The 20,504-nt window shown below is 69.9% G+C and carries 20 protein-coding genes; 16 read left to right on the forward strand and 4 right to left on the reverse strand.

Translation table 11 applies throughout. The annotated features are described in order from the left end of the window. Window positions 1–63 precede the first annotated feature (63 nt). A complete protein-coding gene (ilvD, locus tag MWN33_RS10035) occupies window positions 64–1,791 on the forward strand; it encodes a dihydroxy-acid dehydratase (RefSeq protein ID WP_247200364.1) in 1,728 nt (575 codons plus the stop codon). Next, complete coding sequence (locus MWN33_RS10040; RefSeq protein WP_247200365.1) at window positions 1,778–2,623, forward strand: tetratricopeptide repeat protein; 846 nt, start codon at window positions 1,778–1,780, stop codon at window positions 2,621–2,623. The genes ilvD and MWN33_RS10040 overlap by 14 nt, the downstream gene beginning before the upstream one ends. 72 nt (window positions 2,624–2,695) lie before the next feature. On the opposite strand, the gene xth is transcribed toward MWN33_RS10040, so the two are convergent. The 4 genes from xth to MWN33_RS10055 all read right to left on the reverse strand — a co-directional run bounded on the left by xth (window position 2,696) and on the right by MWN33_RS10055 (window position 4,897). Then, entirely contained in the window at window positions 2,696–3,490 is a 795-nt protein-coding gene (gene xth, locus MWN33_RS10045; RefSeq protein WP_247200366.1) for an exodeoxyribonuclease III, read from the reverse strand. Window positions 3,491–3,572: 82 nt separating this feature from the next. Further along, window positions 3,573–3,707 carry a hypothetical protein gene (locus MWN33_RS19065; protein ID WP_281493730.1) on the reverse strand — a complete coding sequence of 45 codons (135 nt, stop codon included), beginning with the start codon at window positions 3,705–3,707 and terminating at the stop codon, window positions 3,573–3,575. Window positions 3,708–3,812: 105 nt separating this feature from the next. Continuing rightward, the gene (locus tag MWN33_RS10050; RefSeq protein WP_247200367.1) at window positions 3,813–4,562 is read right to left on the reverse strand and encodes a 5'-methylthioadenosine/adenosylhomocysteine nucleosidase; all 750 of its coding nucleotides are present in this window, start codon (window positions 4,560–4,562) and stop codon (window positions 3,813–3,815) included. After that, window positions 4,562–4,897 (reverse strand): HesB/IscA family protein, encoded by a 336-nt coding sequence (locus tag MWN33_RS10055; RefSeq protein WP_247200368.1) that lies wholly within the window; start codon window positions 4,895–4,897, stop codon window positions 4,562–4,564. Before MWN33_RS10055 ends, MWN33_RS10050 begins: the two co-directional genes overlap by 1 nt. Window positions 4,898–5,023: 126 nt before the next feature. Between MWN33_RS10055 and MWN33_RS10060 the strand changes: the two genes are divergently transcribed. The 14 genes from MWN33_RS10060 to MWN33_RS10125 all read left to right on the forward strand — a co-directional run bounded on the left by MWN33_RS10060 (window position 5,024) and on the right by MWN33_RS10125 (window position 20,499). Continuing rightward, window positions 5,024–6,196: a deoxyguanosinetriphosphate triphosphohydrolase gene (locus tag MWN33_RS10060; RefSeq protein WP_247200369.1), complete on the forward strand. Its 1,173-nt coding sequence runs from the start codon at window positions 5,024–5,026 to the stop codon at window positions 6,194–6,196. Window positions 6,197–6,258: 62 nt separating this feature from the next. Continuing rightward, window positions 6,259–8,025, forward strand: a complete 1,767-nt coding sequence (gene argS / locus MWN33_RS10065; RefSeq protein WP_247200370.1) for an arginine--tRNA ligase — start codon at window positions 6,259–6,261, stop codon at window positions 8,023–8,025. 93 nt (window positions 8,026–8,118) lie between these two features. Next, on the forward strand, window positions 8,119–10,164 hold the full coding sequence (locus MWN33_RS10070) for an SPOR domain-containing protein (RefSeq protein ID WP_247200371.1): 2,046 nt from the start codon (window positions 8,119–8,121) through the stop codon (window positions 10,162–10,164). A gap of 17 nt (window positions 10,165–10,181) precedes the next feature. After that, window positions 10,182–11,210, forward strand: a complete 1,029-nt coding sequence (gene nagZ / locus MWN33_RS10075; RefSeq protein ID WP_247200372.1) for a beta-N-acetylhexosaminidase — start codon at window positions 10,182–10,184, stop codon at window positions 11,208–11,210. An 18-nt stretch (window positions 11,211–11,228) separates the two neighbouring features. Further along, on the forward strand, window positions 11,229–12,035 hold the full coding sequence (locus MWN33_RS10080) for a segregation and condensation protein A (RefSeq protein WP_247200373.1): 807 nt from the start codon (window positions 11,229–11,231) through the stop codon (window positions 12,033–12,035). Continuing rightward, entirely contained in the window at window positions 12,032–12,781 is a 750-nt protein-coding gene (gene scpB, locus MWN33_RS10085; RefSeq protein ID WP_247200374.1) for an SMC-Scp complex subunit ScpB, read from the forward strand. Before MWN33_RS10080 ends, scpB begins: the two co-directional genes overlap by 4 nt. A 30-nt stretch (window positions 12,782–12,811) precedes the next feature. Further along, window positions 12,812–13,891 carry an ABC transporter ATP-binding protein gene (locus MWN33_RS10090; RefSeq protein ID WP_247200375.1) on the forward strand — a complete coding sequence of 360 codons (1,080 nt, stop codon included), beginning with the start codon at window positions 12,812–12,814 and terminating at the stop codon, window positions 13,889–13,891. A 67-nt stretch (window positions 13,892–13,958) separates the two neighbouring features. Then, window positions 13,959–14,183, forward strand: coding sequence for a twin-arginine translocase TatA/TatE family subunit (locus MWN33_RS10095; RefSeq protein ID WP_247200376.1), 225 nt, complete (start codon window positions 13,959–13,961; stop codon window positions 14,181–14,183). A gap of 61 nt (window positions 14,184–14,244) precedes the next feature. Then, window positions 14,245–15,051 carry a Sec-independent protein translocase protein TatB gene (gene tatB, locus MWN33_RS10100; RefSeq protein WP_247200377.1) on the forward strand — a complete coding sequence of 269 codons (807 nt, stop codon included), beginning with the start codon at window positions 14,245–14,247 and terminating at the stop codon, window positions 15,049–15,051. Then, window positions 15,048–15,839, forward strand: a complete 792-nt coding sequence (tatC, locus tag MWN33_RS10105; RefSeq protein ID WP_247200378.1) for a twin-arginine translocase subunit TatC — start codon at window positions 15,048–15,050, stop codon at window positions 15,837–15,839. The genes tatB and tatC overlap by 4 nt, the downstream gene beginning before the upstream one ends. A gap of 235 nt (window positions 15,840–16,074) precedes the next feature. After that, the gene (gene serS / locus MWN33_RS10110; RefSeq protein WP_247200379.1) at window positions 16,075–17,589 is read left to right on the forward strand and encodes a serine--tRNA ligase; all 1,515 of its coding nucleotides are present in this window, start codon (window positions 16,075–16,077) and stop codon (window positions 17,587–17,589) included. Window positions 17,590–17,749: 160 nt separating this feature from the next. Then, a complete protein-coding gene (gene surE, locus MWN33_RS10115) occupies window positions 17,750–18,514 on the forward strand; it encodes a 5'/3'-nucleotidase SurE (RefSeq protein ID WP_247200380.1) in 765 nt (254 codons plus the stop codon). A gap of 22 nt (window positions 18,515–18,536) precedes the next feature. Then, complete coding sequence (locus tag MWN33_RS10120; protein ID WP_247200381.1) at window positions 18,537–19,193, forward strand: protein-L-isoaspartate(D-aspartate) O-methyltransferase; 657 nt, start codon at window positions 18,537–18,539, stop codon at window positions 19,191–19,193. Window positions 19,194–19,299: 106 nt separating this feature from the next. Further along, window positions 19,300–20,499 carry a M23 family metallopeptidase gene (locus MWN33_RS10125; protein WP_247200382.1) on the forward strand — a complete coding sequence of 400 codons (1,200 nt, stop codon included), beginning with the start codon at window positions 19,300–19,302 and terminating at the stop codon, window positions 20,497–20,499. The last annotated feature ends 5 nt before the right edge of the window (window positions 20,500–20,504 follow it).

The raw sequence follows: 20,504 nt of genomic DNA on the forward strand, positions 1-20,504 counted from the left end.
ACGGGGGATAAAGAGTACGGGCGCGGTTGCCCGAAGAACCTCCGCGCCGGGATGCGTGCAGACATGGACGTCAAGACCATCATCGACAAGCGCAATCTGCCGAGCCGCCACGTGACGGAGGGTCCGGCGCGCGCGCCCCACCGCTCCTATCTCTACGCGATGGGCCTGACCCGCGAGCAGATCCACCAGCCGCTGGTGGGTGTGGCTTCGTGCTGGAACGAGGCCGCGCCGTGCAACATCTCGCTGATGCGCCAGGCGCAGGCGGTGAAGAAGGGCGTCGCCAGCGCGAACGGCACGCCGCGCGAATTCTGCACCATCACCGTCACCGACGGCATCGCCATGGGGCACGAGGGCATGAAGGCCTCGCTGGCCTCGCGCGAGGTGATCGCGGACTCGGTCGAGCTCACCATGCGCGGCCATGCCTATGACGCCCTCGTCGGCCTCGCCGGCTGCGACAAGTCGCTGCCCGGCATGATGATGGCGATGCTGCGCCTCAACGTGCCGTCGATCTTCATCTATGGCGGCTCCATCCTGCCGGGCTCTTTCCGCGGCCAGCCGGTGACGGTGCAGGACCTGTTCGAGGCGGTCGGCAAATATTCCGTCGGCGGCATGTCGCTCGACGATCTCGACGAACTGGAGCAGGTGGCTTGCCCTTCGGCGGGCGCCTGCGGCGCGCAGTTCACCGCCAATACCATGGCGACGGTTTCCGAGGCCATCGGCCTCGCTCTGCCCTATTCGGCCGGCGCGCCGGCGCCCTACGAGATCCGCGACAAGTTCTGCATGGCCGCTGGCGAGCAGATCATGGACCTCGTGGCCCGCAACATCCGCCCGCGTGACATCGTCACCCGCAAGGCGCTGGAGAACGCGGCGACCGTGGTCGCCGCTTCGGGCGGCTCGACCAATGCGGCGCTGCACCTGCCGGCCATGGCGCACGAGGTCGGCATCGAGTTCGACCTGTTCGACGTCGCCGAGATCTTCAAGCGCACGCCCTACATCGCCGATCTCAAGCCCGGCGGGCGCTATGTCGCCAAGGACATGTTCGAGGCGGGCGGCATTCCGCTGCTGATGAAGACCCTGCTCGACCACGGCTTCCTGCACGGCGACTGCCTCACCGTGACCGGCCGCACCATCGCGGAGAACCTCGCCTCGGTGAAGTGGAATCCGCACCAGGACGTGGTGCGCCCGGCCAACGATCCCATCACCGTCACCGGCGGCGTGGTCGGCCTTCAGGGCAACCTCGCGCCGGATGGCGCCATCGTGAAGGTGGCGGGGCTCAAGAACCAGAAATTCTCCGGCCCGGCCCGCTGCTTCGACGGCGAGGAAGCCTGTTTCGAGGCGGTGACCAACCGCGCCTACAAGGACGGCGAGGTTCTGGTGATCCGCTACGAGGGCCCCAAGGGCGGCCCCGGCATGCGGGAAATGCTGTCCACCACCGCCGCCCTCTACGGACAGGGCGCCGGCGACAAGGTGGCGCTGATTACGGACGGGCGCTTCTCGGGCGCTACGCGCGGCTTCTGCATCGGCCATGTCGGGCCGGAGGCGGCGGTCGGCGGCCCGATCGGGCTGATCCGCGACGGCGACATCATCACCATCGACGCAATCGAGGGCACGCTGGACGTGGCGCTCTCGGACGAGGAACTCGCCGCCCGCAAGGCGGAGTGGAAGCCTCGTCCCTCGCCCGTCGGCTCGGGGGCCATCTGGAAGTTCGCGCAGGCCGTGGGACCCGCCCGTCAGGGCGCGGTCACCCACCCCGGCGGCGCGGCCGAGACGACGTGCTATGCGGATATTTGACCCCTCGGCCCTCCGGCCGCTCCTCCTTCTGGCTGCCGTCGCGCTCGCGCCGGCTTTGGGCCCGACGTTGGCCTTTGCCTTCGACGGCACGCCCGACACCTCGGCGCGGTCCCCCGCGACGGGCAAGCCGCGCACGGTCGACGAGATCGTGCGGCTGGGCACGCAGGCGCTGCGCTCGGGCGAGACCGCCAAGGGCATCGACTCGCTGCGCTACGCCGCCGATCAGGGCCATGCCGGCGCGCAGTGGAAGCTCGGGCGCATGTATGCCGAAGGCGAAGGCGTCGAGCGCAACGACATCAAGGCGTTCGAGTATTTCAGCCAGATCGCCAACATGCACGCCGACGACAACCCGGCGGCACCCGAGGCGCGCTTCGTCGCCGATGCCTTCGTGGCGCTCGGCGCCTATTATCTGGTGGGCATTCCCAACAGCAAGGTGCGCCGCGACGCGACGCGGGCGCGCGACATGTTCGCCTATGCGGCCTCCTATTTCGGCGACCCGGACGCGCAGTACAACCTCGCCCGCCTCTATATTGACGGCGACGGCGTGAACCGCGACCCACGCTTCGCCGCCCGCTGGCTGGGGCTCGCCGCCCATAAGGGCCAGTATCAGGCGCAGGCGGCGCTCGGGGGGCTGCTGTTCAAGGGCGACGAGGGCATTCCGCGCCAGGCCGCGCGCGGCCTGATGTGGCTGACGCTCGCGCGCGACGGCGCCGCCGGCCCGGACGACAAATGGGTGGTCGATCTCTATGACGACGCCTTCACCAATGCCTCGTCCGACGAGCGCGCCATGGCGCTGGTCTATCTCGAACAGTACATGAAGGCCGACCGCTGAGGCGCAGATGCTTCAGCCGGGACGAAGGTCAGGAAAGGCCGGGCACGAGCCCGGCTTTTTCGTTGTTGCGGCTCAGAGCGCGGCGTTCAGCGCCAGATCGACCCAGACCGGCACGTGGTCGGAGGGTTTCTCCCAGCCGCGCACATGCTTGTCGATTCCGACCGCCTTCAGCCTGTCGGCGGCCTGCGGCGACAGCAGCAGATGGTCGATGCGGATGCCGTTGTTCCGCTGCCAGGCACCGGCCTTATAGTCCCAGAAGCTGTAGAGGCCGGGCGCGTCGGTGACGGCGCGCAGCGCGTCGGTCATGCCGAGATTGATGAGTTCGCGAAAGGCCGCCCGCGTCTGCGGCAGGAACAGCGCGTCGTTCGTCCAGGCTTCCGGATGCGCGGCGTCCTCGGGGGCGGGGATGACGTTGTAGTCGCCGCAGACGATCAGCGGCTCCTCATAGGCGAGGCGGTTCGCGATATGCGCCTTCAGCCGCTTCATCCAGCCGAGCTTGTAGGGGTACTTCTCGGTATCGACCGGGTTGCCGTTCGGCAGGTAGATGCCGCACACCCGCACCACGCCCTGCGCCGTCGACACCACCACCTCGATGAAGCGCGACTGCACGTCCGCCTCGTCGCCCGGCAGGCCGGTCGTCACCTCGTCGAAGGGATGGCGCGAGAGCACGGCGACGCCGTTGAAGCCCTTCTGCCCATGCACGGCGACATTGTAGCCGAGCGCCTCGAACGCCTCGCGCGGGAACGCCTCGTCGACGCACTTGATCTCCTGCAGGCAGACGAGGTCCGGCTTCGTCTCGGCAAGCCACGCCACGGCGTGCTCCTGACGCTGCTTGATCGAGTTGACGTTCCAGGTGGCGATGCGCATGCGGGCGTCCGTTGTCACGAGTCGGGCGCAGCATGCCGTCTCGCCCAGTCCGGCGCAAATGGCCGCCGCCGCCACTATGGCTTCAGTGGCCGTCGCGCGGGCGGATCTTCAGGTCGCCGATGCAATAGCAGCCGTGACGGTAGGTGGCCTCGGTGAGGCGCCGGTCTATCCGCCGGAACATCGCCGCGAGGGCGGTGCGCAGGGTAAGCAGGATCATCGCAATCTCCATCGGCCGGGGTCGGCCGTGCCGCTAATCTGGGCGGCGCGGCATCAGGCTTCGAGAGGGATTGCAGGCGCGGAACGTAAGGGCGCGATAAGGGCGCTACAGCACCGGCAGCAACCGGCGCACGATAAGGGCGGAGGACAGCGACACTTCGTCGACGAACTGGCGGAAATCGAAATGGGACTGGCTGCCCGCGAGGTCCGACAACGCGCGCACGACCAGCCACGGCACGCCGAAGGCGTTGCACGCCTGCGCCATCGCCGCGCCCTCCATCTCCACCGCCGCGCCGCCGAGCTCGCGGAACAGCCGCTCGCGCAGCGTCCCGGAGTTCACGAACTGGTCGCCGGTGAGCACGCGGCCGAAATGCAGCCGCGGCGGGCGGTCGCTGCCGGCGGCGGAGATCGGGTTGAGGGTGAGATCGGCCAGCGCCGCCCGTACCCGCGCCATCAGCGCATCGTCGGCGGCGTGGCCGAGACCGTCATGCGGGCTGAAGAAGGGCAGGTGCCCGGCCTGATAGACGACGAAGCCTTCCTCGGAGGTGTAGCCGGCGTCGTGCTGCACCACATGCTCGGCGATCACCACGTCGCCGATCGACAGCTCGGGGTCGAGCCCGCCGGCAATGCCGGAAAACAGCAGCAGGCGGCAGCCGAATCGCTCGATCAGCAGCGTGGCGGCGATGGCGGCGTTGACCTTGCCCATGCCGGCGCGGGCGAGCACCACGCGATGCCCGTCGAGCCGGCCGGCATGGAAGGCCATGCCGGCGCGCTCGGTGATCTCGGCATTGGCGAGATTGTCGGCGAGAAACGCGAATTCCTGCGGAATCGCGCAAAGGACGCCGACGGGACCCATCAGAGGGCGAAGCTGGTGCCGCAGCCGCAAGAGGCGGTCGCGTGCGGGTTGGCGATGCGGAACGAGGCGCCGATCAGGTCGTCGACGAAATCGATGTTGGAGCCGGACATATATTCCAGCGACACCGGGTCGATCACGACGGTGGCGGCGCCCTCGGCGATGATCACGTCGTCCGCCTCGCGCTCGCGGGTGACGTCGAACTTGTACTGGAAGCCGGAGCAGCCGCCGCCCTCGACGCTGACGCGCAGCATGCTCTGCGGCGGCTCGGCGCTGAGGATTTCGGCGATGCGCCGGGCGGCGCTGGCGGTGACGCCCACGGAGGAGGTTTCTGTCATCGGACGGTCTTCGGTTGAAGGCATCGGTGGGAGGCCTCCGGGTTGAATATGGGTTGCCTCAATAGTTAAGTGCTGCCGGCCCCGAGTCAAAGGGGTCTCGCAGCGGATCGGGCAGGGGAGACGTGCATGGCGGTGGCCGGAGCGAAGCCGCGCGCGCCATGGGCGTCGAAGGCCGAGGAGAGCCGCGGTCGGCTGCACGCCGAGCCGGGCGGCGACACGCGCAGCGCCTTCCGCCGCGACGCCGACCGCATCATCCATTCCAGCGCCTTCCGCCGGCTCGCCTACAAGACGCAGGTCTTCTCCTATCACGAGGGCGACCATTACCGCACCCGGCTGACCCATACGCTGGAGGTGGTGCAGGTCGCCCGCTCCATCGCCCGCGCGCTCGGCCTCGACGAGGATCTGAGCGAGGCGCTGGCGCTGGCGCACGATCTCGGCCATCCCCCCTTCGCCCATGCCGGCGAGCGGGTGCTCGACGCCTGCATGAGCGCCTATGGCGGCTTCGATCACAATGCGCAGTCGCTTCGCGTCGTCACCCGGCTGGAGAATCGCTATCCCGGCTTCGACGGGCTGAACCTCTCCTGGGAGGTTCACGAGGGCATCGTAAAGCATAACGGCCCGCAGCCCGGCCCGCTGCCGCACGCCATCGAAGTGCATGCCGAGCGGCAGGATCTGTGGCTGTGGAGCTGGCCGTCGGCCGAGGCGCAGGTCGCCGCCATTGCCGACGACATCGCCTATGACGTGCACGACCTCGACGACGGGCTGCGCGCCGGGCTGTTCGGCATCGAGGAACTCTCGGCCCTGCCGCTGGTCGGGCCGATCATCGCCGGTATCAAGGCGCAATGGCCGGGGCTCGACCGGCCGCGCTTCATCCATGAGCTCGGCCGGCGCATGATCACAGCCCTGATCGCCGACGCGGTGGCCGAGAGCGAGCGCCGCATCGGACTGGCGCGCCCCGCCAATGCGGACGCGATCCGCCAGCTCGGTGCCCCGATGGTCGGCTTCTCGGAAGGCGTCGCGCAGGCGGAGAAGGCGGTCAAATCCTTCCTGTTCCCGCGCATGTACCGCCATCCCCGCGTGATGGAGGAGATGGCGGCGGCCGGCGACGTGGTGCGCGACCTGTTCCACCGCTATATGGCCGACACCGGCGCGCTGCCGGAGGAATGGCGCGCCAGTGTCGAGGGGCGCACCGAGGCGGCGCGGGCGCGGCGCATCGCCGATTTCCTCGCCGGCCAGACCGACCGCTACGCGCGTGCCGAGCACGCCCGGCTCTTTGACAGGGCATCGGAACTGCGGTAGCGCCGCTCGTCGACGCCGGATCATACCGATCCCCGCGCCCTGCCGTGCCGGGAGCTTTCCAGATGAACCTCTTCGCGCTCTTCGCCGATCACGTCCGCGATGCCGTGAGCCAGCTCGTCGCCGAGGGCGCCGTGCCCGCCGGCATCGACACGGCGCGCGTCGTGGTGGAGCCGCCGCGCGAGGCGAGCCATGGCGACCTCGCCACCAATGCGGCGATGGTGCTGGCGAAGGAAGCCGGCATGAAGCCGCGCGACCTCGCGGAGAAGCTGACGGGCAAGCTCGCCGCGCTGCCCGGCGTGGCGCGGGTGGAGGTGGCCGGCCCTGGCTTCATCAACATCGCGCTCGACGGCTCGTACTGGCCGCGCGTCCTCGCCGCCGTGCTCACTGCCGGGCGGGATTTTGGCCGTGCCGATGCGGGCGGCGGGCAGAAGATCAATGTCGAGTACGTCTCGGCCAACCCGACCGGCCCGATGCATGTCGGCCATTGCCGGGGCGCGGTGTTCGGCGACGCGCTCGCCAACCTGCTGGCCTTCGCCGGCTGGCAGGTAACGCGCGAATACTACATCAACGACGCCGGCGCGCAGGTCGACGTGCTCGCCCGCTCCGCCTATCTGCGCTACCGCGAGGCGCTGGGCGAGGCGATCACCATTCCCGAGGGGCTCTATCCCGGCGACTATCTCGTGCCGGTCGGCAAGGCGCTGGTGACGAAGTACGGCAACACCCTGCTCGGCAAGAGCGAGGAGGAGTGGCTGCCGCCCGTGCGGGCCATCGCCATCGACGCCATGATGGGGATGATCCGCGACGATCTCGCCGCGCTCAACATCCATCACGAGGTGTTCTTCTCCGAGCGTACGCTGCATGCGCGCCCCGAGGGCGGGTCGAGCATCATCGACCGCATGCTGGAGAGCTTGCGCGCCCGCGATCTCGTCTATGAGGGCCGCCTGCCGCCGCCCAAGGGCCAGCCGGTGGAGGACTGGGAGGATCGCGAGCAGACGCTGTTCCGCGCCACCCAGTTCGGCGACGACGTCGACCGGCCGCTCATGAAGTCGGACGGCGCCTATACCTATTTCGCCGCCGACATTGCTTACCACAAGGACAAGTTCGACCGCGGCTTCAAGCGCATGATCGACATCTGGGGCGCCGACCATGGCGGCTATGTCAAGCGCATGCAGGCGGCGGTGAAGGCGGCCTCGGACGGCCAGGCGAGCCTCGATGTCGAGCTGTGCCAGCTCGTGCGCCTGCTGCGCAACGGCGAACCGGTGAAGATGTCGAAGCGCGCCGGCGATTTCGTCACCTTGCGCGACGTGGTCGAGGAGGTGGGCCGCGACGCGGTGCGCTTCATGATGATCAACCGCAAGAACGACGCGGTGCTCGACTTCGATCTCGCCAAGGTGATCGAGCAGTCGCGCGACAACCCGGTCTTCTATGTCCAGTACGCCCATGCCCGCGCCAGCTCGATCCTGCGCAATGCGAAGGAGGCCTTTCCGGACCTGCCGGCCGAGGCGGGAGCCTTCGCCGATGCCGAGCTTTCGCGGCTGGATGACGAAGGGGAGATCGCGCTCGTCAAGCTGCTGGCCAGCTATCCCCGAATCGTCGAGCAGGCGGCGGCCGCGCGCGAGCCGCATCGGCTGGCCTTCTACCTCTACGAACTCGCCAGCGGCCTGCACGGACAGTGGAATCGCGGCAAGGACATGCCACATTTACGCTTCATTATCGAAGATGATCGAAAGTCCACTTATGCGCGGCTGGCTCTTGTGCACGCGGTCGCGCTGATCATCGCTTCAGGGCTTTCCATTCTTGGAGTCGATGCGCCCGAAGAAATGCGGTGAGCGCGTCGCGCGAGGCTTCGTTCGGCCAGCTCCGCCGCGAATGCCGCCTTCCCGGCGGTGATGTCTGGTTCTACTGCGAACGGGTTCTGTGAAATGGCCAACGAGACCATGCGCAATCGGCCGGAAGTGCCCGCCGAGGATCCGCTCGCGGAACTCGCCCGGCTGATGGGGCAGGAGGACGAGTTCGGCGACCTGCTGCGACAGGCGCATGCCGCGCCCGATCCTGCCGCCCGCCGCCCCGCGCCCCCCGCTCCGCAGGCGCCTTCTCCGCAGTCCGCGGCGCCGCGTGCCCCGCAGCCGCGTCCCGCGACGCCGCGCGCGCCGGAGCCGGGCCGTCCGGCGCCCGGCTCCTTCGCCGCTCTGGCCGCCGAGGTCTATAACGAGGGCGCCCGCCATTCATCCGCTGCCCGCAGCCCGGTCGACGACAGCGCCCGCGATCTCGGCCGGCCGCCGCGCCCGCAGCCGCCGCGCCCGGCGGATCCCCGGTTGGCCGATCCGCGTCAGTTCGAGGCCCGCCAGCCCGAGCAGCGTGCGCCGGAATACCGTGCCCCAGAGACCCGCATTCCCGATCCCCGTGCCGCAGATCCCCGTGCCGCCGATCCGCGGGCTCCGCAGGAACGGACCCCGCAGGAGCGTGCCCCGCAGGACCGCGCGCCCTTCGTGCCGCCGCGTCCGCAGCCGACCGAGCCGCCGCGCCGTTCGGCGCCTGCGGCCTCGCAGCCCGAGGCCGGCTTCGATCGCGGCGTGAACGCAGTGTCGCGCGCGCTGGCCCAGTCCTTCGATCCGCTTCCGGAGACGCCGCGCGCCGCGCCTCCGCGTCCCGAACCGGCTCGCCCCGAGCAGTCTCGCCCTGAGGCCGCTCGTGCCGACGCGAGCCGCATCGATGCCGCGCATGCCGATATCCTGCGCGGCGCCGCCCCGGCGCGCGCGTCTCAGGCGCGCGACCTGGACGAGGACGCTCTGCCGCCCGCCGAATCGCGCCTGCCGTCCTGGATGCAGCGCGAGGGCACCCGCGCGCCGGCGCCGACCCCGGCCCAGCCGGCCGCGCGTGGCCCGGCTCCGCAGCCCGGCCAGCCCTTCGATCTCGACGAGGAAAGCTACGATTACGGCCGCTCGGCTGCGGACTACAACCCGGCCGACGCCTATGATTCCTACGAGGTCGAGGACGAGGTGCCGGAGCGGCGCGGCCGCCGCCGGCTGTTGCTGGTCGGCGGCCTGATCGCGGTCTTCGTCGTCGCGGCTGCGGCTGGCTATATGCTGGTCGGCGGCCACAAGGGCACGCTGATCGCCTCAGGCGAGCCGCCGGTGATCCGCGCCGAGCAGGGGCCGAACAAGGTGGTGCCGGCCCAGCCGGCCAAGGAGCCGGCCACCTCGGACGGCCAGAAGCTGATCTATGACCGCGTCGGCGGCAATGCCACGACCGGCAACGAGCAGGTGGTTTCCAGCGAGGAGCAGCCCGTCGACATGTCGCAGGCCGCCCAGCCGCAGCCGCGCGTGATCACGACGGCGCCGGCCTATTCCGGCTCCTCGTCGCAGGCGGGCGGCAATCCGAACGCTGCCGAGCCCAAGCGCGTGCGCACGCTCACCGTGCGCGCCGACGGCACCATCGTCGAGGATTCGCCGCCGCCGTCGCCGCCGCCCTCTGCTGCTCCGGTGCAGTCCTCGGCCCAGCCGACCAGCACCGCGCCGATCCCGCTCAACACCGGCAGCGGCGGGCCGGTCTCCACCAACCCGACCCCGCTCTCCGCCACGCCGTCCATCGTCGATAACGTACCGGCACCCGCGCGCGTCGCGGCCGCCCCGGCCATGCCGGCTGCGGTCCAGACCCCGGCCGCCGCTCCCCGCCCGGCTGCCGCGCCTGCGTCGGCCGCCGGCGCCACGGCTCCCGCCGGCGCTTATGTGGTGCAGATCGCCTCGGTGCGCTCGGAAGCGGAAGCGCAGGCGACGTGGCGCAGCATGCAGTCGAAATATGCCGGCCTGCTCGCCAACCAGCCCTTCGGCGTCAAGCGCGCCGACCTCGGCGATCGCGGTGTCTATTACCGCGCTCAGGTCGGCTCCTTCGGCTCGCGGGACGAAGCGGTCAGCCTCTGCGAGGCGCTTCGCGCCCAGGGCGGCGACTGCATGGTCCAGCGCAACTGAACGGCATTCATCCGACCATGAGCGCCGCATCGGCCCCCCGTGCCTTCATCACCGGCTGCGCCGGCATTGCGCTGACGCCTGACGAGACGGAGTTTCTGCGCGCTTCCGCGCCGTGGGGCCTCATCATCTTCCGCCGCAATATCGAGACGCCGGCGCAGGTCGCCGCGCTGGTCGAGGCCTTCCGGGCTGCGGTCGGCCGGCCCGACGCCCCGGTGCTAGTCGACCAGGAAGGCGGGCGCGTGCAGCGGCTCGGCCCGCCGCACTGGCCGGCCTACCCCGCAGCCGAGGTGTTCGCCCGCCGCGCCGAGGCCGGCGACAGGGAGGGGGCCGCCGAGGCGGCCCGGCTCGGCGCGCGCCTGATGGCCGAGGACCTGGCAGCGCTCGGCATCAATGTGGATTGCGTGCCCTGCGCCGATCTGCGCCTGCCGGAAGGCCACGGCATTATCGGCGACCGGGCCTATGGTACGACGCCCGCGCAGGTCGCCCGTCTCGCCGGCGCGGCGGCGCGGGGGCTGATGGAGGGCGGGGTGCTGCCCGTGCTCAAGCATATTCCCGGCCATGGCCGCGCCCGTGCCGACAGCCATCTCAGCCTGCCGGTGGTCGAGACGTCGCGCGCCGAGCTGGAGGCGACCGATTTCGAGCCGTTCCGCCTGCTGGCCGACCTGCCGCTCGGCATGACGGCGCATGTGGTCTACGCCGCGATAGATGCCGAGCGCCCGGCGACCACCTCGAAGCGCGTCATCGACGAGATCATCCGCGGCCATATCGGCTTCGACGGCGCGCTGATGAGCGACGACCTCTCCATGGGTGCGCTGGCGGGCTCGCTGGCGAGCCGGGCAGAGTCCTCCTTCGCCGCCGGCTGCGACCTCGCACTCCACTGCAATGGCCGGCTCGACGAGATGGCGGAGGTCGCCTCCCGCGCGCCGCTGCTGGAGGGCGAGGCGGCCCGGCGCTGCGCGGCGGCGCTGGCACGGCTGGGTGCGCGCGAAGAAATCGCGCTGGACGAGGCGCGGGCGCGTTTTTCCGATATGATCGCGGCGTCCTGAACGACGTCAGCGCTCCCCATGGTTCAAAGCCAGTTCACTTTCGATGCCGATTCCGTACGCCAGGCGGGCGATCCCGCGCTGGTGGTGGATGTCGACGGCTTCGAGGGACCGCTGGACCTGTTGCTGGCGCTGGCGCGGACGCAGAAGGTCGACCTGTCCCGCATCTCCATCCTCGAACTCGCCGAGCAATATCTCGGCTTCGTCGAGGAGGCGCGGCGCATCCGGCTGGAGCTTGCCGCCGATTATCTCGTGATGGCGGCGTGGCTCGCCTATCTCAAATCCCGCCTGCTGCTGCCCGATCCGCCGAAGGAGGAGGGGCCGAGCGCCTCCGACCTCGCCGCCGACCTTGCCGAGCGCCTGCGCCGGCTGGAGCGCATCCGCGCTGCCGCCGCGCATTTGGCCACCCGCGACCGCATCGGTCACGAGGTGTTCGCGCGCGGGGCGCCCGAGCCGCTCGTGCGGGCCGGCCCTGTCGTCTATGAGGCGACGCTCTACGACCTGTTGGCCGCCTATGGCGCGCAGCGCCAGAAGATGGCGCTGTCGCAGGTGCGATTCCCGCCGCGCAACGTCATCTCCCTCGCCGATGCCCGCGAGCGGCTGGAGCGGCTGATCGGCCGGCTGGCGCTGCATGGCGAATGGGCCCGGCTCGACGGTTTCCTGCTCAACTGGATCGCCGATCCGAAGATGCGCGCCACGGCGCTCGCTTCCGGCTTCTCGGCGACGCTGGAAATGGTGCGCGAAGGACTGGTCGACGTGCAGCAGGAGGATGCTTTCGCGCCGATCTGGATTCGCAGCCGCGTCCCGCCGCCGGAGGAGGGCGCATGAGCGCGGAAGCCGCCCGTTCGATGCCCGTCGAGCACGACGAGGTCGCTGCTCCCCCACGCGAGGCCCGTGACCCGGCGCTGCGCCTGCTTGAGGCCATGCTGTTCGCCGCCGGCGAGCCGCTGGACGAGGCGATCATCGCCGCGCGCCTGCCGGAAGGCTCCGATATCCGCGCCCTGCTGGCGCAGCTTTCCGCCGATTATGCCGACCGGGGCTTCAACCTCGTGCGCGTCGCCGGCAAATGGATGCTGCGCACGGCACCCGACCTCGGCTTCCTGCTCGCACGCGACAAGCCCGAGCCGCGCCGCCTGTCGCGCGCGGCGCTGGAGACGCTGGCCATCATCGCCTACCACCAGCCGGTGACGCGCGCCGAGATCGAGGAGATTCGCGGCGTCTCGACCAACAAGGGCACGCTCGACGTGCTGCTGGCGGCCAGCTGGGTGCGGCTGCGCGGGCGGCGGCGCAGCCCGGGGCGGCCGGTGACCTACGGCACCACCGAGACCTTCCTCGTCCATTTCGGCCTCGATGCCATCCAGGACCTGCCCGGCCTCGACGAACTGCGCGGCACCGGGTTGATCGACGCGCGCGTGTCGGCGGGTCTCACCGTGCCGCTGCCGAGCGACGATCCCTCGCTGAAGGACGACGAGGACCCGCTGGAGCCGGAGTTCGACCTCTCCTTCTCGCCCGAGCCCGGCGACGACGATGATTTTGCCGGCGGCGGCCTCTCGGGCGACGATGACGGCCGCTGAGCGCGCTGCGTCCGGCCACAGGAGAAGCTGATGTATCACGCGCCGGCCCGCACGCCCGTTTCGCTCGCCAGCCGCCTGACGCTGGAGGCGGTGCGGCACGGCTATGACGAGGTGGAGGCGGTGCGCGGTGTCTCGCTCACCGTCGAGCCGGGGCAGATACTGTGCCTGCTCGGCCAGTCCGGGTGCGGCAAGACCACGCTGCTGCGCCTGATCGCCGGCATCGAGCGGCCGAGCAGCGGGCGCATCCTGCTCGACAAGCAGGTGATTGCCGGGCCAGGGGCCTTCGTGCCGCCGGAGAAGCGCAATATCGGCCTCGTCTTCCAGGACTATGCGTTGTTTCCGCACCTGACCAATCTGGAGAACGTCGCCTTTGGGCTGCGCGCGCTGTCGGCCGGGGATGCCCATGACGAGGCGCTGCGGGCCCTCCAGCGGGTGCGGCTGGAGGACCATGCGCAGGATTATCCACACGCTCTTTCCGGCGGCGAGCAGCAGCGCGTGGCGCTGGCCCGCGCGCTCGTGCCGCGCCCCGGCATTCTCCTTATGGACGAGCCGTTCTCCGGGCTCGACAGTCGGCTGCGGGGCAGTGTGCGCACCGAGACGCTGAACGTGCTGCGCGACGCCCGCGCCACCTGCATCATCGTGACCCACGATCCCGAGGAGGCCATGCGGCTCGGCGACCGCATCGCGCTGATGCGCAAGGGCGAGCTGGTGCAGGTGGGCACGCCGGAGCAGCTCTACCGCCAGCCGGCGGACCTCGACGTGGCGCGTTTCTTCTGTGAAATCAATGAGGTGCCGGGCGAGGTGAGGGGCGGCCGGATGGTCACGCCGATGGGCAGCTTCCCGGCGCCCGGTCTGGCCGAGGGCGCTTCCGGGGTGGCGGCGATCCGCCCGCAGGGCATCGAGCTGCTGGCACCCGGTTCGGGCGTGCCGGGCCGAATCGTCGCCCACCGTTTCCTCGGCGAACTCGATCTCTACGAGGTCTCGGTGAACGGTCTGGACCGTCCATTGGTCGCACGCCGGCGGACGCGGGCCGGCCTGTTGCGTGGGCATGACGTGGGCGTGAGCATCGAGCCGGCGGAGGTTCTTGTCTTCGCCACGGCCCGGCCCTAGTGTCCGGTTTCAATTGCGATGCGCGGCCGCGAGGGGCCGGCGGCGCTTCGATAAGGGAGTTGGTGTTATGGGTTCATTGAGCATCTGGCATTGGATCATCGTGCTGGTTGTCGTTCTGCTCCTCTTCGGTCGCGGCAAGCTTTCCGAGCTGATGGGCGACGCCGCCAAGGGGATCAAGGCGTTCAAGAAGGGCATGGCGGACGAGGACGAGACGCCGGCGAAGCCGGCCGAGCCCGTGCGCTCGCTCGATCACCAGTCCCAGGTGGAAGCCGAGCGGACCAAGGTCGGCTGATTCCGGCCCTGCTGCTCCCACGGATCGGGGAGGGCCGCGGATCGCGGCCCCGTCTTAACGCATGTTCGACATCGGCTGGTCCGAACTACTTGTTGTCGGCGTCGTCGCCCTCGTGGTGATCGGCCCGAAGGAGCTTCCGCGCGTGCTGCGCACCGTGGGGCAGGGCGTGAACAAGCTGCGCCGGATGGCGGGCGAGTTCCAGGGGCAGTTCAACGAGGCGCTGCGCGAGGCGGAACTCACGGACCTCAAGGACAGCGTGAGCGGCCTGAAGAACGATCTGTCGGGGCTGGCGAGCGACGCGCGCAACTCGATTTCGAACGCGCTGCCGACCAACCCGCTGCAGGACATCGCCACCGACGTGAAGGCGCCGACGGGCAGCGTCGAGCGCACCGACCTGCCGGCCGCCGACGCGCTGGCCGACCAGCTTCCCCCGCCGGGCGATCTCGATCCGCACCCGTTCGAGACCATCGAGCAGGAGGTGCGGGCGGCCACCGCTGCGGTGGAACCGGCGAAGCTCGAGCCGGCCAAGGCCGCGGCCGCGCCGGCCGTATCGACGCCGGCATCGCCGGCCGCCGCGACAGCGGCGCCGACGGTGGCGAGTGACGAGCCGGCGAAGCCGAAGCGTGTCCGCGCGGCCACGCCGGCCGCGACCGGTGAAGACGCCGCCGCGCCGAAGAAGCCGACCGTCCGGCGGGTCGCGAAGAAGCCGGCTGCCGAGCCGGAGGTCGCCGAGGCGGTCGCCGCGCTGGATGCGCCGGCGACACCGGCAACTCCCGTCAAGCCCAAGGCGCCGCCCAAGCCGCGCATCAAGGCCAAGCCCGGCACCAAGACGGAGCCGACCTCCGGCAATGAAGGGCCGGCCGCATGAGCCAGGACGATATCGACGCCTCCAAGGCTCCGCTGCTCGAACATCTGATCGAGCTGCGCTCGCGGCTGATCAAGTCGCTGATCGCGTTCTTCATCGCCTTCTTCGCCTGCTTCATGCTGGGCAAGTTGATCTACAACATCCTGCTGTGGCCCTATGAGTTCGCGGCCGGCGGCACCGAGCACGTGAAGCTCATCTACACCGCGCCGCAGGAATTCCTGTTCACCCAGATCAAGCTCGGCATGTTCGGGGCGGCGTTCATCTCCTTCCCGGTGGTGGCGACACAGATCTATATGTTCGTCGCGCCGGGGCTCTACAGCCACGAGAAGAACGCCTTCCGCCCCTATCTGATCGCGACGCCGGTGTGTTTCCTGCTGGGGGCAGCCTTCGTCTATTTCGTCGCCATGCCGCTGGCGATGACCTACTTCCTCTCCATGCAGCAGATGGCCGGGCCGGGTACGCCCGAGATTTCGATGCTGCCGCAGGTCAGCGAATATCTGTCGCTGATCATGACGCTGATCTTCGCCTTCGGCATCTGCTTCCAACTCCCGGTGATCCTCACTTTGCTGGCGCAGATCGGCGTCGTCACCTCCGACCAGCTCAGGAAGGCGCGGCGCTACGCCATCGTCGGCGTGTTCGTCGCGGCGGCGGTGCTGACCCCGCCGGACGTGGTGAGCCAGTTCGCGCTCGCCATCCCGACCCTGCTTCTCTACGAGGTGTCGCTGGTGCTGGTGCGCATGGTCGAGAAGAAGAAGCGCGTGGCGGAAGCGGCGGCCGACGCCGCCGTCTGAGGCAGCGCCGCCGTCATCGCGGAACGGCCGGCGGGTCGTATCCGGGATCGTGTGACAATAGGCGGCGGACGATCCCGGCTCTCGCTGTGCTCGGCCGGGATGACGGCCGGGCGTGGCGGCTGATCGCACGCGCGCGCTTTCGCCCGTGGCGCACTTGTCCCCGCCTTCCCGATTGGCTACGTCCCTGCTGTCCCGGCGCCCGGCCGGGCGCGGCGCGTTTGAAGGCGAGACTGCCATGCACGACATCAAGTGGATTCGCGAGGAGCCGAACGGGCTCGTCAACGCGCTGGTGCGGCGCGGGACGTCGGAGGCCGAGGCGCAGGCGCTGGTCGACGGGCTGATCGCGCTCGACGAGAAGCGCCGCTCCGGCATCGGCCGGCTTGAGGAGCTTCAGGCCCGCCGCAACGCCGCCTCCAAGGAGATCGGCGCCGCCAAGAAGGCTGGCGAGAACGACCGGGCCGAAAGCCTGATGGCCGAGGTCGGCAAGCTCAAGACCGACATTCCCGCGCTTGAGGAAGAGGTGAAGGCGGCCGAGGGCGAACTGCACGCCCGGCTTTCCGCCATCCCCAACGCGCCGCTTGCCGAGGTGCCGTTCGGCAAGGACGAGCACGACAACGTGCCCCATGAGGCGAAGCCGCACCCGGAGGCGCCGGGCAGCGCGCTGCCGATGCCGGCGCTCCGCGACTATGCCTTCACGCCGAAGCAGCATTTCGAGATCGGCGAGGCACTCGGCCAGATGGATTTCGAGGTCGCCGCCAAGCTCTCCGGCGCGCGCTTCGTCGTGCTGAAGAACCGGCTGGCGCGACTTGAGCGCGCCATCGGCCAGTTTTTCATCGACACCCACACCGAGGAGCACGGCTACATGGAAGTCGCGCCGCCCGTGCTGGTGAAGGACGAGGCGATGTTCGGCACAGCGCAGTTGCCGAAATTCAGAGATGATCAGTTTGAGGCTCGGCGAGTTCCGAGCGACAGCGAAAGTGCCGACGCATTTCGGCGAGTCACCGAAGAATATAAAATTGATCGCGCCAGAAAAGGCGTTGCCCATACTTATTGTGAAGTACGTTTGGCTGATGGTGTGGAGCTTCTCCTTCTGACAGAGGATGGCATTAGACGTTACGATCAGGTTCTGGGTGAGGCTTCACGCCTCTGGCTCATCCCCACCGCTGAAGTCCCGCTGACCAATCTCGTCGCGCAGTCCATCCTCTCGGAAGACGAACTGCCGATGCGGCTGACCGCGCTCACGCCCTGCTTCCGCGCCGAGGCGGGGTCGGCGGGGCGCGATACGCGCGGCATGATCCGCCAGCACCAGTTCAACAAGGTGGAGATGGTCGCCATCACCACGCCGGAGAAGGCGCTGGAGGAGCAGGAGCGCATGCTCGCCTGCGCCGTCGCGGTGCTCAAGAAGCTCGGCCTGCACCATCGCGTGGTCACGCTGTGCACCGGCGACATGGGCTTCGCCTCCGCGCGCACCTTCGACATCGAGGTGTGGCTGCCGGGGCAGGGGGCCTATCGCGAGATTTCCTCGGTCTCGACCTGCTCGGACTTCCAGGCCCGGCGCATGAACGCGCGCTACCGCCCGAAGGACGCGAAATCCCCCCGTTTCGTCAACACGCTCAACGGTTCGGGCGTGGCGGTCGGGCGCGCCATGGTGGCGATCCTCGAAAATTACCAGAACGAGGACGGCTCGGTCACGGTGCCGGATGTGCTGGTGCCCTATATGGGCGGCGCGACGAAGATCGAGCGCGCCTGATCGCCGTCGTTCCGGACGGCCGAAGGCCGATCCGGGAACGCGTGCAGGTTTCGTCATGGCCGGGCTTGGCCCGGCCATCCATGACTTCCGATATGCCATGCCGAGAACGACGTGGATGCCCGGCTCAAGGCCGGGCATGACGTGATGAGGAGATGGACAGATGCGCATTCTGGTGACGAACGACGACGGCATCCATGCCCCCGGCCTCGACGTCGCCGCCCGCATCGCGCGCGCCCTGTCGGACGATGTGTGGGTGGTGGCGCCGGAGACCGACCAGTCCGGCGTCTCGCATTCGCTCTCGCTGTCCGATCCGCTGCGGCTGCGGCAGGTGGAGGAGCGGCGCTTCGCCGTGAAGGGCACGCCGACCGACTGCGTGATCATGGCGGTGCGCCACATCCTCGCCGACGGCAAGCCCGACCTCGTTCTGTCCGGCGTCAATCGCGGCCAGAACGTCGCCGAGGATGTCGGCTACTCCGGCACGGTGGCGGGCGCCATGGAAGGCACGGTGCTGGGCATACCCTCCATCGCGCTGTCGCAGGCCTATGGCTTCGAGACCAAGAAGGCGCCGCCCTACGACGCCGCCGAGCACTGGGGGCCGAAGGTGGTCCGCACGCTGCTGGAGGAGGGGCTCCCGGACGGCGTGCTGGTGAATGTGAACTTCCCCAACCGCCGGCCGGAAGAGATCGCCGGCATCGCAGTGACGGCGCAGGGCCGGCGCAACCAGGACCTGCTGCGCATCGACCAGCGAGCCGACGGGCGCGGCAATCCCTATTACTGGATCGCCTTCGAGAAGCGTATCTTCGACACGGTGAACGGCTCGGACCTGCACGCGCTCGACGGCGGCTTCATCTCGGTCACGCCGCTGCGGCTCGACATGACGGACGAGCCGATGATGACCCGGCTGGCGCAGGTGTTCCGCCGCTGACCGGCCGGGAGGGAGGCCGCCCGTGACCGGAGACGAGAACGAGGACGCCATCGAGCGCGCCGCGTTGCTGCTGTCGCTGCGCAAGCGTGGCCTGCGCGACCCTGCGGTGATGCGCGCCGTCGAGCAGGTGCCGCGCGAGATGTTCGTCGAGCCCGCCTTCCGCCGGCAGGCATGGCGCGACCAGGCGCTGCCGGTCGAGTGCGGCCAGACCATCAGCCAGCCGACCGTCGTCGCGCTGATGACCGAGGCGCTGGAGCTCGAGCCCGCGCACAAGGTGCTCGAAGTCGGCACCGGCACCGGCTATCACGCTGCCATCCTCGGCAATATCGCCGGCCATGTCGTGACGCTGGAGCGCTTCCGCACGCTGGCGGAGGCGGCGGCCCGGCGGCTCGCCCGGCTGGGGCTCACCAATGTCGAGGTGTTCATCGCCGACGGCCGGCTCGGCTACCCCGCCGGCGCGCCGTTCGACCGCATCGTGCTCAATGCGGCGGTGAGCGAGGTGCCCCTGGCGCTCCTCGCCCAGCTCGCCCCGGGCGGCATACTGGTCGCCCCGGTCGGCCCTCCCGAGGGCACGCAGGTACTCACGCGCCTCCGGCTGGGACCGGACGGAATGGAAAAGCGGGACCTGTCGCCCGTGCGCTTCGTGCCGATGCTGGCCGGAGTCGCCGCCGTGCTCTGAAAACGCCGGGAATCCGCCATTTTTCCTGAGCGTCTGCTGCGGACTTAAGCCGGTGTTTACCTGTACGCCGCATTAATCCCGATGAGTCTAGCGTTCGGGTGGTGCGATGCGTAATCTTTTGTCGACGTCCGGTTCCGGCCCGCTTTGGCGGCTTTCCATCGTTGCCCTCGTCGCCAGCGGCGCGGCGGCGTGCAGCTCGGATACGAGCCGCTTCAACGACCCCAACGCCAATCCCTTCTCCGCCCAGAGCGCGCCCTCCTATACGGGCTCGGTCGCCGCCGCGCCGACCGGCGCGGTGCAGGGCGGGGCGATCGCCAGCGCGCCGATGGCGCCGCCGGCAGGGCAGGTCGCTGGCACCTACCCCGCCCCCTATGGTAGCCCGGCGCCCTACGGCGCTCCGGCGGCCAATGCGGCCCCCTACGGCGCGCCGCGCCAGCTCGCCTCCGCCACCCCGACCTACACGCCCCCGCCCGCGCAGCCGACCTATGGCGGCACGCAGCCGCTCTACGGCACGCAGCCCCAGCCGCTCGCCGCCGCGCCCCGTCCCGCGCCGCAGGTGGCGGCGGCAGGCGGCTCCCATGTGGTCGCGCCCGGCGAGACGCTGAGTTCCATCGCCCGCAACTACGGCGTGACGCGCGGCGCTCTGGCCGCCGCCAACGGCATCGACATCAACACGCAGGTGCGCACCGGCCAGAAGCTGGTCATGCCGGTGGCCGGGGCCCCGGCGGCGCCTGCCCCGGTGGTCGCCGCCGCGCCCAAGCCCGCCGCTCCTGCCGTCGTCGCGGCGGCGCCGGCCGCTGCGCCCAAACCGGCCCCGGTCGCCGCGACCGCTCCTGCCTCCGCCCCCGCCAACGCGCCGAAGCCGCAGACCATCGCCGCCGTGAAGGCCTCCGAGACGCCGGACGAGATCCGCGAGGCCGCCGCCGGCCCGCAGTTCCGCTGGCCGGTGCGCGGGCGCGTCATCTCGGGCTACGGCCCGAAGCCGGGCGGCCAGCAGAATGAGGGCATCAACATCTCGGTGCCGGAAGGCACGGCGGTGAAGGCCGCCGAGGATGGCGTGGTCGCCTATGCCGGCAGCGAGCTGAAGGGCTACGGCAACCTCGTGCTCATCAAGCACGCCGACGGCTGGGTGACGGCGTACGCCAACAACAGCGCGCTCGACGTGAAGAAGGGCGACACGGTCAAGCGCGGCCAGGTGATCGCCAAGGCCGGCCAGACCGGCAACGTCACCTCCCCCCAGCTGCACTTCGAGATCCGCAAGGGCTCGCAGCCGGTCGACCCCTCGCAGTATCTCGCCGGCCTCTGAGGCCG

Origin of the sequence: Ancylobacter koreensis (assembly GCF_023016525.1) — a bacterium.
In the GTDB taxonomy this organism is placed as follows: domain Bacteria; phylum Pseudomonadota; class Alphaproteobacteria; order Rhizobiales; family Xanthobacteraceae; genus Ancylobacter; species Ancylobacter koreensis.